Source organism: Citrobacter sp. TBCS-14, from assembly GCF_005280805.1.
GTDB classification, from domain to species: domain Bacteria; phylum Pseudomonadota; class Gammaproteobacteria; order Enterobacterales; family Enterobacteriaceae; genus Citrobacter; species Citrobacter gillenii.
On record NZ_SZWM01001018.1, the window covers coordinates 1 to 514 of the forward strand.

The 514-nt window shown below is 57.3% G+C and carries 1 protein-coding gene and 1 pseudogene; both read left to right on the forward strand.

Annotated features, from left to right (window positions below; genetic code table 11):
* Positions 1–211: pseudogene (locus tag FDX22_RS22705) on the forward strand (antirestriction protein); the annotation flags it as partial.
* A gap of 11 nt (positions 212–222) precedes the next feature.
* On the forward strand, positions 223–514 hold a 292-nt coding region (locus FDX22_RS22710), incomplete at its 3' end, for a JAB domain-containing protein (protein WP_304571810.1).

Genomic DNA, 514 nt, shown 5'->3' on the forward strand with positions numbered 1-514 from the left:
GGAGCTGGAGAGTTACACGCTGTTTAACGAGCATAACGGCAATGACGCCGAACTCAGCACTGAAGCCACCGGTATTGCAGTGTGCCTGATGGCCTGGAGTCACCATGCCTGCCGTACCGGTTGCTAGGCTATCAGTGAACACTACTACCGCCTGCGCAATTACGCGCTGGCCCATCCTGAATGCAGCGGTATCATGCGGCTGATTGACTGAGGTGAACCCTTATGAACACAGCACTATTGCTGGTTTCCATCCAGCCCGATGTAGTACCTTCTGCGGCAATCAGCCTGACCCCAGGCGCTCAGCGCATCATCCGCCAGGCGCTGTCGATACTGGAACAGCACCNGGCAACCCGCGACTGGCTGCGCCTGAAAATGGCCGGACTGGAGCGGGAGGAGTTTATGGTTCTGTTCCTGGATAACCAGCATCAGCTACTGGCGGCTGAAACCCTGTTTACCGGCACCCTCAGCCACGTTGAAGTCCATCCCCGTGAAATAGTGAAAGCAGCCCTGCGCC